This is a genomic window from Inhella sp., assembly GCF_027532025.1.
Lineage (GTDB): Bacteria > Pseudomonadota > Gammaproteobacteria > Burkholderiales > Burkholderiaceae_C > Inhella.
This window is the reverse complement of the sequence record NZ_JAPZSY010000044.1, coordinates 25,004-35,649: the sequence shown is the minus strand read 5'-3', so window position 1 is coordinate 35,649 and position 10,646 is coordinate 25,004. Positions and strand designations below refer to the sequence as shown.

Sequence of the window (10,646 nt, the reverse complement as noted above, 5' to 3'; positions counted from 1 at the left end):
TAGCCTGCGCCGGACCAGGGGCCACGCCGGCCTGGGCTTCTGCCGCGCAGACTCCTAGGGGCCGCGGGCACCAGCACCGGCGCGGGGGCGGCGCTGGCCGTGCGGTAGGGCTGCGGGTCCAAGGGCACCACCATGCAGCCGGTGAGGCCGGCGCTCACGCCCAGGGCCAGCAGGGCGAGTGAGGAACGGAAGGAATGGGGCGAGGGTCGGTTCATGAACCACCTGCGAAGTCACGGCACATGCCGCGCTTGCATGGTGGTCAAACGGCGCGGCGCGCGCCAGCGCGAGGGGGCGAAGTCGCGCATCGCGCTACCGGCGGGCGCATGCCGCGCGCCGCCGGCGGGGCGTTCACGCCCGTTCGATGACGAACACCGCCACCGGTGCGCGCCAGTTGGGCGCCGTGTCGATGCGCTCGTCACCGCGCAGGCCGAAGCTCTGCAGCACGCGCAGACCCAAGCGCTCGCACAGCAGCGCGAAGTCGGCGTGCGTGCCCACGCGGATGTTGGGCGTGTCGTGCCACTCGTAGGGCAAGGTGCGCGTCACCGGCATGCGCCCAGCCATCACCTGCAGGCGGTTGGGCCAGTGCGCGAAGTTGGGGAAGCTGACGATGCCGCGCCGGCCCACGCGCACGGTTTCCTTCAGCATCTCGGCCGCGTGGCGCACCTGCTGCAGGGTCTGCAGTTGCAGCACGACGTCGAAGCTCTGGTCCTTGAACATCGACAGGCCCTGCTCCAGGTCGAGCTGCAGCACGTTGACGCTGCGCTCGGCACACCCCAGGAGCTTGGCGTCGTCCAACTCGATGCCATAACCGCTGCAGCCCTTCACGTTTTGCAGGTGCGCCAGCAACTCGCCGCTGCCGCAACCCAGGTCGAGCACGCGGCTGCCGGCGGGCACCAAATCGGCAATGACCGGGTTCATGCGCCCACCTCCCGCGCGATCTGCGCAAAGCGGTGGCGCAGCAGCCCGTGGTAGCGCGGGTCGTCCATCAGAAAGGCGTCGTGCCCGTGGGGGGCGTCGATCTCGGCGTAGCTGACGTCGAGGTTGTTGTCGAGCAAGGCCTGCACGATCTCGCGCGAACGCGCCGGCGAGAAGCGCCAGTCGGTGGTGAAGCTGGCCACGCAGAACTTGGCCTTGGCGCGGGCGAAGGCGGCGCTCAAGCTGCCCCCGAACTCGGCCGCGGGGTCGAAGTCATCGAGGGCGTACTGGATCAGCAGGTAGCTGTTGGCGTCGAAGTAGCCGGCGAACTTGTCGCCCTGGTGGCGCAGGTAGCTCTCGATCTGGAACTCGTCGACGCCGGCCTCGAGGTCGCGGCGGCGCTCGCGGCCGAACTTGGCGTCCATCACGTCGTCGCTGAGGTAGGTGATGTGGCCCAGCATGCGCGCCACGCGCAAGCCCGCCTTGGGCACCACGCCGTGTTGGTAGAAGTGGCCGCCATGGAAGTCGGGGTCGCTGACGATGGCGCGGCGCGCCACCTCGTTGAAGGCCAGGTTCTGCGCCGACAGGTTGGGCGCGGTGGCGATGGCCAGGCAGTGCGCCAGACGCTCGGGCCGGCGCAGGCTCCAGTCCAGCGCCTGCATGCCGCCCAAGGACCCGCCCAGCACGGCGGCCAGGCGGTCGATGCCGAAGTGGTCGACCACGCGGGCCTGCGCGTCGACCCAGTCTTGCACCGTCACCGTGGGGAAGTCGCCGCCCCAGGGCTTGCCCGTGGCGGGGTTGTCGTGCATCGGGCCGGTGGACCCGAAGCAGGACCCCAGGTTGTTGACGCCGATGACGAAGAAGCGGTCGGTGTCCAACGGCTTGCCGGGGCCGATGAGGTTGTCCCACCAGCCGGTGCTGCGCGGGTCCTCGTAGTGCCCCGCCACATGGTGGCTGGCGTTGAGCGCGTGGCACACCAGCACCGCGTTGCTCTTGGCGGCGTTCAGCGTGCCGTAGGTCTCCACCAGCTGGTGATAGGCCGGCAGCACGCCGCCTCGCCGCAGGGGCAGCGGCGTGCTGAAGTCCAGCCGCTGGGGCTCGACGCGACCGACCGACCCCATCAAGGCGACGTGCAGAGGCAGTGCACGTGCGTGCTCACCGGCAGCGGCCCCTGGGCACTGGCGTCCATCAGCCAACCGAGCTCGCGTTGCGCTTCAGTCAGCGGAGCGGGCAAGCTGGGCAGGCCCAGGCGGGTGCGCAACCAAGTGCCCACAGCCGGGGCATGGCTGTCGAACAACCCGGCGATCAGCTTCTCCGCACGGCCGCGTTCCTTTTCAACGTAGCGAACCGAAGGCGTGCCCTCGAGCTTGGCCTTTTGCGCCGCGCTGGCGATGGCGTCACCCAAGCTGCCCACGCGATCGATCAGTTTGCGCTCCAGCGCCTGCTGGCCCGTCCACACACGACCTTGCGCCACCGCGTCGATGGCCTCCTGCGTGGTCTTGCGGGCTTCGGCCGCGCGGGTGGTGAAGTCGATGTAGATGCGGTCCACACCGGCCTGCACCGCCTGCTTCACCCGCGGGTCCAGCGGCAGCCGGGGGTCGCCCGCGCCCACCAGCCACGTGGTGCCGTAGCCACCGGTGCGCAGCGAAATCTTGTCCATGGCCTTGCTGGCGTTGGGCAGCATGCCGAAGACGCCGATCGAGCCGGTGATGGTGGAGGCGTCGGCGATCACTTCATCGGCGCTCATGCTCACCCAGTAGCCCCCCGAGGCCGCCACATCGCCCATCGACACCACGACCGGCTTGCCGGCCTTGCGCGTCAGCTCCAGTTCGCGGCGGATGATCTCGCTGGCAAAGGCGCTGCCACCGGGCGAGTTCACGCGCAACACCACGGCCACCACCTTCTCGTCTTCACGGGCTTGACGCACCAGCGCCGCGGTGCTGTCGCCACCGATCGTGCCCGGATTGGCAGTGCCGTCGACGATGTTCCCCTCGGCCACCACGATGGCCACCTGCTTGGGAGCCGGCATCTCGGGTTTGAGCTGGGCCACATAAGCGGCCAAGTCGATCTTGCGGTAGCTCTTGCCGTCGGCGTCCTTGCTGCCGCGCTCGATCAACAAAGCCCGAATTTCGTCGCGCTCTTTCAGGCCATCCACCAGCTTGGCCTGCAGCGCCAGTTGGCCCGTGTCGCCCTTCAGCTCGGTCATGCGCTGGGGCAAGGTGTCGATGTAGGCCGTGATGCTGCCCGCCTGCAGCTTGCGCGCGGCTTCCACGCCGGCCATGTAGCGGGCCCAAAGGTCGCCGTACAGCAGGCTTTCGCTTTCGATGGTCGCAGGCGACGGGCCGTTGGCGAAATAGGGTTCACCAAAGTTCTTGTACTTGCCGGCCCGCACCACATTGGCTTCCACGCCCACGCGCTCGAACAGGTCTTTGTAGTAGTTGCGGTACCGGCCAAAACCCTCCAGCATGACCATGCCCATGGGGTGCATGAACACCTCGTCGGCCTGCGCCGCCAGTTGGTAGCTGCGCTGGTCGTAGGCATCGGCGTAAGCCATCACCTTCTTGCCGCTTTTCTTGAACCGCTCCAGCGCGCTGGCCACCTCACGCAAGCTGGCTTGCCCACCGCCGCCAAACTTCGAAAAGTCCAGCAGCACTTGGGTGACGTGGGGGTCGGTCGCGGCAGCATCCAAGGCCTTGAGCACGTCGCGCAGGGTCGTCTGCGCGGTGCTGCCGCCTTGCAGCTCAGCACTCAGGCGCTCAGAAGGCGTGCCGCTGCGCTGCTCCACCAGACGGCCCTCGAAGTCCAGCACCAGGGTGGTCTTGTCGCGCAGCTTGTCGCCGCGGCTGAAGACCGCGCTGACGATGGCGACCAAAATGATCAGCCAGAGCAGGTTGAAGACGAAGCGCCGGCTGATGTCGAGCCAGCCCCAAGCACGCACGATGAACCGGCCGACCGGCGACAAAACCTGCTTGATGCCCATGGTGAACACCCTGGTGAAGGAAGGGGTGCCGATTTTAGGGACGGCCCCGAGGGATGGCTCTGGTCATGGCGCGGGCTTCTGCCGCGCAGACTCCGAGCGCACGGGGCACCGTCAGCCGTCAAGCGATCGGAACCGTCTCCGCGAAGCTGGGCCGAGTCATCAGCTTGTCCAGATGCCTCGCCAAGTTGGGGTGCTCGGCCGCCCAAGTCAGCTCCATGAAACGGAAGCTGAGCCAACCCAGGCAACAGCCCACGGCCACGTCGGCCAGGGTGAAGTGGTTGCCCGAGCACCAGGGCTTGTCGCCCAGCCCGCGCGCCATGGCATCCAAGCCCGCATGGACCTTGCCCATTTGACGCTGGACCCAGGCTTCGCTGCGCTGCTCTTGCGCACGCCCTGACCAACTGCGCTCAAGCCGCACCAGGATGGCGGCATCGAGGATGCCGTCGGCCAGCGCTTCCCAGGTGCGCACTTCGGCGCGCTCGCGGCCTTTTTCGGGAATCAGGCGACCCACGGGCGACAGCGTGTCCAAGTACTCGGCGATCACGCGCGAGTCGAACATCGCACCCGTGATGGAGTCTTGCCCCTCCATCACCAAACAGGGCACCTTGCCCAGAGGGTTGATCTTGAGGATGTCGTCGCCGCCCCAGACGTCTTCCAGGACCAATTGGTAGTCAAGTTTTTTTTCAGCCAGCACGATGCGCAGCTTGCGCACGAAAGGGCTGGTGGTGGAGCCGATGAGCTTCATCGCGGACATCTGGTGCGATCCCTTGCTGCCCTCGAGGGGGCGGTTCGATTGATTCTATGCAGCAGGGTTTCGTCGAATTGGAGAGTCCACCCCACCACGAACAAGGGGTTTCGCCCGGAACGGAAAGCGGCTTCGGTCCCGAGAATGCGCCGCTTTGGCCTCGCCCAGCCCAAACCCAGCACCCGATGTCCGACACCCCCTTGCCCACCGCCGATGCCGGGAGCTTGCCGCCGGCCGACCACGGTCCGACCCTGGCCGTCCCCGTCGCCCACGAGCCGGTCAGCCGCCTGCTGCCCTTGCAATTCACCGCCAGCGGGAGCGAGTACTTCCGCATCTGGATCGTCAACCTGCTGTTGATCGTGCTCACGCTGGGCTTCTACATGCCCTTCGCCAAAGCACGGCGCCTGCGCTACTTCTACGCCAACACCGTGATCGACGGCCACCCCCTGGCCTTCCATGGCGACCCCTGGAAGATGCTGCGTGGCTACGTGCTGATGCTGCTGCTGTTCGGCGGCTACTCGCTGTCGGGGCACTTGTCGTCTTGGTTGTCGGTGGCCGTGTTTGGCCTGCTCGCGCTGCTGTGGCCGGCCCTGTGGCGCTCGTCGCTGCGCTTTCGGCTGAGCAACACCAGTTGGCGGGGCCTGCGGTTCGCCTTTGAGGGCGACCTGAAAGGCGCCTACCGCGCCATGCTGCCGCTGGCCGTGCCCACGCTGCTCATCCTGGTGGCCAATGCGATCGCGCTGCAAGGGGTGGACCCCGAAGACACCAAAGCCATGTCGGACGCCATGCTGAAAGTGGCCGCCTGGAACGGCGGGGCCATGCTGGTGTTGATGGCCATGCTCCCGTGGAGCCTGACGCAAATCAAGCGCTACCAGCACAACGGTTACCGCTACGCGGGTCAAGTGGCGCGCATGTTGCTGAACCCCGGGCCGGTTTACGCCATCGGCGGCATCGCCTTCGCCATCTTGCTGGGCGGCTTGGTGGCCATCGTGGTTTTGGTCATGCTGGCCGCCGTGATCGGTGGTGCTCTGGGCAGTTTTGTGCCTGGTGGCAAGGCGGGCGCGATGGTCGTGGGCGGGGTGGTCATGGCCCTGGTATTCCTCGGCTACTTGGCCCTGTTGTTCACCGTCCAGGGCTACTTTTCTGCCCGGCTGCAAAACCTCACCTGGGACTGCACGCGCAGCCAGCAGCTGTGCTTTGAAAGCGACCTCTCCGCCTTGGCCCTGACGCGGCGCCTCCTGCTGAACCTGGTGCTCACGGTGTTCACGCTGGGGCTGTATCGGCCGTTCGCCGTGGTGGCCGTGCACCGCTTGCGGCTGGAAGCCATGCGCATCGAACTCATCGGCCGTATGGACGACTGGGGCGTCCGGGCGGCAGCGGCCGGCCCCGGCGCGGCCGGCGAGATGTCGGGCGACTTTTTCGGCATCGACGTCGGTCTGTGATGCACGCCGCCACGCCCCTGCTCAGCGCCACCTGGTTCGACGGGCGCAGCCCGCAGGCGCAAGACGTCGAACTGCAATGGACCGGCAGCGAATTGCTGCTGCACCACCGGGCCAGCGGCGCCACGCGTCGCTACGTCGGGCGCGAGGTGCAGTGGCCCGAGCGCACCCGCCACGGGCAGCGCCAAGTGCTGCTGCCCGATGGCAGCGTGCTCAGCCTGCCCGACGCCGCCGCCTGGGACGAGTGGTCCACCCAACTGGGCTTGAGCCCCTCCCTGGCCGTTCGCTGGGCCCTGAGCTGGCGAGCCTCGCTGGCGGCGCTGGGCTTGCTGTTGGTGGTGATGACCAGCGCGTGGACCTGGGGCATCCCTTGGGGGGCTCAGCGGGTGGCCGACTGGATGCCCGCCAGTTGGGAGGCCCGGCTGGGCGAGTCGGTGATGACGGAAATGCGCGACCAAGGCTGGCTGAAAGACAGCCAAGTGCCCGAGGCCCAACGCCAACGCATCGACGCCGCCGTGCATCGCCTGCTGGCCTCGGTGCCAGCCGACTGGAACCTGCCCCCGGTTCGGGTGCAGGTCCTGCGCGCCCCAGACTGGCTCGGCCCCAATGCGTTCGCCCTGCCGGGCGGCCAAATCGTGGTGACCGACGCCCTGGTGGCGTTGCTCGATTCGGGACAAGGCCCGGTCGACGAAGCCTTGCTGGGCGTCATCGCCCACGAAATCGGTCACGTGCGCGGCCGGCACGGCCTGCGCATGCTGACAGAAAGCGCCGCCGCCGGCGCGCTCATGGCCTGGTGGATCGGCGACTACTCCACGCTGCTGGCCGGCGCCCCCACGGCCTTGATGCACGCGCAGTACTCGCGCGATCACGAGCGCGAGGCCGACGCGCTGGGCTTGGAGCTCATGCACGCCGCTGGGCTGGACCCGCGCGCCATGGTGCGTTTCTTCGCTGCGCTCAAAAAAGCGGCGCCCAAGCGGGACGGCGACGACCCCTGGTTCGGCCTGTCCACCCACCCGGCGGACAGCGAGCGCGTGCGCTTTTTCGAAGAGGGTGCGCGGCAGCGGGCTCCGTAAAATACCGGGTTTGTCCTCATCGCTGGCCGCCGCCATGGAACTTTCTGCCCTCACCGCCCTCAGCCCTCTGGACGGGCGCTACGCCAGCCGCATGGGAGCCTTGCGAGGCTTGCTGTCGGAGTTCGGCCTGGTGCACCGCCGCGTGCAGGTCGAGGTGGCGTGGTTCATCGCCCTGAGCGACGCCGGCCTGCCCGAGTTCCCGCCCCTGAGCGCCGCCGCCCGCGACTGGCTGCAGCAGCGCGTGGCCGCCTTCGCGCCGGCCGACGCCCAGGCCATCAAGGACATCGAGCGCACCACCAACCACGACGTCAAGGCCGTGGAGTACTGGATCAAGCAGCAGTTCGCCGCCAGCCCCTTCCCCGAGCTGACGGCCAAGGGCGAGTTCGTGCACTTCGCCTGCACCAGCGAGGACATCAACAACACCAGCCACGGCCTGATGCTCAAGGCCGCGCGCCAGGACGTGATGTTGCCCTCGCTCGATGGCATCGTGGCCGTGTTGACCGCCATGGCCCACCAGCTGGCCGGCCTGCCCATGCTGAGCCGCACCCACGGCCAGACCGCCAGCCCCACCACCGTGGGCAAGGAGATCGCCAACGTCGTGGCCCGCCTGCAGCGCGGCCGCGAGCGCATCGCGGGTGTGGCCCTGCTGGCCAAGATGAACGGCGCCGTGGGCAACTACAACGCCCACTTGAGCGCCTACCCGGACGTGGACTGGGAGGCTTTCAGCCGCGGCGTGATCGAGCAGCGCCTGGGCCTGAACTTCAACCCGTACACCATCCAGATCGAGCCGCACGACTACATGGCCGAGCTGTTCGACGCCTTCACCCGCGTCAACACCATCCTGATCGACCTGAGCCGCGACATCTGGGGCTACATCAGCGTCGGCTACTTCAAGCAAAAGACCAAAGAGGGCGAGGTCGGTTCGTCGACCATGCCGCACAAGGTCAACCCCATCGACTTCGAGAACGCCGAAGGCAACTTCGGCCTGGCCAACGCGGTGCTCACACACCTGGCCCAGAAGCTGCCCATCAGCCGCTGGCAGCGCGACCTGACCGATTCGACCGTGCTGCGCAACATGGGCGTGGCCCTGGGCTACACCCTGCTGGGCTACGACAGCCTGGCCAAGGGCCTGGGCAAGCTGGAGGCTCACCCGGCCAACCTGGCGGCCGACCTGGACGCCGCCTGGGAAGTGCTGGCCGAGCCGGTGCAAACCGTGATGCGCCGCTTCGGCCTGCCCGAGCCCTACGAGCAGCTCAAGGCCTTCACCCGCGGCAAGGTCATCACCCAGCAGCTGATGCAAGACTTCATCCAGAGCCTGGCCCTGCCCGAGGCCGAGAAGCAGCGCCTGCTGGCGCTGACGCCGGGGCACTACACGGGCATCGCCGCCCAACTGGCCGCGCGCATCTGAGCCTCTCAGTCGCTGACGCCGCCCCCGGGCAAACGCGCGGCTGGCGCTCCACGGCGCACCCCTAGAGTGCCAGCCTCGCCACCGGCCCAATCCGCCGGCCCGGGTCGCCTGCGGCCCTGACGCGCTGCGGCTAGGGCCGGGGCAGTAACTGGGAAGACCGCCGATGACCCGTTGGCTTGCTGGGCTGTGCCTGACTTTGGCGGGAGGCTTCGTGTGCGGCCTGCACGCCGCGCCCACCGTCCCCCAGCCCGCGCTGGCCTTGCCAGCGGAGGCGTCCGCGTCACGTCACGCCGACCTTGCGGCCCTGAAGGCGGACCTGGAGTCGATTCGCCGCGAAACCAGCGTGCCGGCCTTGGGCGTGGCGGTGGTGGACGACCGGGGCATGGTGTGGGTCGCCGGCTTGGGGCAAGCCCGGCAGCAGCCCCCACAAGCCGCCAACGCAGACACGATGTTCCGGGTGGGGTCGGTGTCCAAGCTGGTGCTGTCGGTCGCGGTGATGACGCTCGTCGAGCAGGGCCGACTCGACCTCAACACACCGCTGCGTCAGCTGGCGCCCGACATCGCCTTCGACAACCCGTGGGAGGCCAGGCACCCTGTGCGGCTGGTGCACTTGCTGGAACACACCAGCGGTTGGGAGGACGCCCACCCTTCCGAGGTGGCGTTCAACGCGCCGAAGGGCATGGGCCTGAGCGAGGCCCTCGCCCGGCGCCCAGCCACGCGTCAATCGCGCTGGGTGCCCGGCACCCGAACGGCCTACAGCAACCTGGGTGCGCTGGCGGCCGCGCACGTCGTGGCCCGGGTGAGCGGCATGCCCTACGAGCGCTACGTGCAGCAAGCGGTGTTCGACCCCTTGGGCATGACTCACAGCGGCTTCTTCGACGACGAGCGGATGCAACGGCACGGCGCCAACCTTCACGCCGCCGACCGCCCCGGCGTGCCCTTGCCCTACGCGCACATGGCCGATTGGCCGTCGGGCGCACTCAACAGTTCGGCCACCGACATGGCGCGCATGCTGCAGTTGCTGCTGCGCCGCGGGGCCTCGGCGCACGGCGCTTTGTTGACGGCGGCCTCGGTGCAGCGCATGGAAACACCGCACACCAACCTGGGTGCGGCGGCGGGTGTGCGCGCGGGCTGGGGGCTGGGCAACGAGACCTCTGGTTTTGGCACCAGCAGCCGGACCTTCCACGGGCACGATGGCGCGCTGGAGGGCGGCATCAGCCGCTTGGTCTACGAGCCCACTTTGGGCGTGGGCTACGTGCTGCTGCAAAGCAACGACGACTTCGACGCCTTCTTCCGCCTGTCGCGGCGCTTGCACCAGCACCTGCTGAAGGGCGTGCCCCCGGCAGCCGCGCCGCCTGCCCAGGCACTGCCCCAGGCCCTGCAAAACGTGAACGGCTGGTACCGGCACATCACGCCGCGGCGCGAGCTGACCCGCTTCTCCGAAGACTTGATGGAGCTCAGCCGCTTCGAGCCCATCCCGGGTGGGCTTCGCCAGCGCTTCTTGCTGGGGGGCGAACAGCGCTTTCTGGCCCAAGGCGGTGAGCTGCTCGTCAGCCCGGACTCGGGCTTGCCGACCCTTGCACGGGTGAACGATCCCTTGGCGGGCGACAGCCTGCAGGTGGGGGCGAACGCTTACCAGCCGGTGTCCAGCCTGCGCGTGATCGGGCTGTTGACCTTGTGGGGTGGTGGCCTGTTGTTCCTGCCGCTGCTGTTGCTCAGTGGCCTGGTGATGGCGGTTCAGCGCTGGCGCGGAAGGGCCGGCGCGCTCTTTGCGCCCACTGCTGCGATGGCAGGCGCCGCCTCGATGCTGGCGGCGACGCTGCTCGCCGGGCCGGTGCTGGGAGGTGGCGACGCCGAGTTCGGCCGCTGGACCTGGACCTCGGCTTCGGTCTGGCTGGGGGGCCTGGGCTTCGCCGGCTTGTCGGCCCTGACCCCGCTCCTGCTCTGGCGCACGCGTGGCCGCGTCGCGACGCGCGCCGGGCGCTGGGGCCGAGCGGCGCTCGTCGTGGCGAGTGCATGGCTGTTGGGCTTGCTGGCCTACCTGCTGAGCTACGGGGTGGTGGGCCTGCGAACCTGGGCGTGACCG

Annotated in this window: 9 protein-coding genes; 4 read left to right on the top strand and 5 right to left on the bottom strand. The window is 68.5% G+C overall.

The window, feature by feature from the left end; all coding sequences use genetic code 11:
- From O9335_RS07660 to O9335_RS07640, 5 genes are all read right to left on the bottom strand, one after another.
- Nucleotides 1-215: hypothetical protein (locus tag O9335_RS07660; RefSeq protein WP_298386004.1), on the bottom strand; the 215-nt coding region annotated here is incomplete at its 3' end.
- 133 nt (nt 216-348) lie between these two features.
- A complete protein-coding gene (gene metW, locus O9335_RS07655; RefSeq protein WP_298386001.1) occupies nt 349-918 on the bottom strand; it encodes a methionine biosynthesis protein MetW in 570 nt (189 codons plus the stop codon).
- Nucleotides 915-2,036 (bottom strand): homoserine O-acetyltransferase, encoded by a 1,122-nt coding sequence (locus tag O9335_RS07650; RefSeq protein WP_298386016.1) that lies wholly within the window; start codon nt 2,034-2,036, stop codon nt 915-917. The genes metW and O9335_RS07650 overlap by 4 nt, the downstream gene beginning before the upstream one ends.
- The gene (gene sppA / locus O9335_RS07645; RefSeq protein ID WP_298385998.1) at nt 2,036-3,895 is read right to left on the bottom strand and encodes a signal peptide peptidase SppA; all 1,860 of its coding nucleotides are present in this window, start codon (nt 3,893-3,895) and stop codon (nt 2,036-2,038) included. The genes O9335_RS07650 and sppA overlap by 1 nt, the downstream gene beginning before the upstream one ends.
- A gap of 118 nt (nt 3,896-4,013) precedes the next feature.
- The gene (locus tag O9335_RS07640) at nt 4,014-4,640 is read right to left on the bottom strand and encodes a glutathione S-transferase C-terminal domain-containing protein (RefSeq protein WP_298385995.1); all 627 of its coding nucleotides are present in this window, start codon (nt 4,638-4,640) and stop codon (nt 4,014-4,016) included.
- Nucleotides 4,641-4,825: 185 nt separating this feature from the next.
- Here O9335_RS07640 and O9335_RS07635 point away from each other — a divergent pair, with 185 nt between their 5' ends.
- From O9335_RS07635 to O9335_RS07620, 4 genes are all read left to right on the top strand, one after another.
- Entirely contained in the window at nt 4,826-6,082 is a 1,257-nt protein-coding gene (locus O9335_RS07635; protein WP_298385992.1) for a YjgN family protein, read from the top strand.
- Nucleotides 6,082-7,152 carry a M48 family metallopeptidase gene (locus O9335_RS07630; RefSeq protein WP_298385990.1) on the top strand — a complete coding sequence of 357 codons (1,071 nt, stop codon included), beginning with the start codon at nt 6,082-6,084 and terminating at the stop codon, nt 7,150-7,152. The genes O9335_RS07635 and O9335_RS07630 overlap by 1 nt, the downstream gene beginning before the upstream one ends.
- Before the next feature lie 34 nt (nt 7,153-7,186).
- A complete protein-coding gene (purB, locus tag O9335_RS07625) occupies nt 7,187-8,560 on the top strand; it encodes an adenylosuccinate lyase (protein ID WP_298385987.1) in 1,374 nt (457 codons plus the stop codon).
- Nucleotides 8,561-8,723: 163 nt separating this feature from the next.
- On the top strand, nt 8,724-10,643 hold the full coding sequence (locus O9335_RS07620) for a serine hydrolase (RefSeq protein WP_298385984.1): 1,920 nt from the start codon (nt 8,724-8,726) through the stop codon (nt 10,641-10,643).
- The last annotated feature ends 3 nt before the right edge of the window (nt 10,644-10,646 follow it).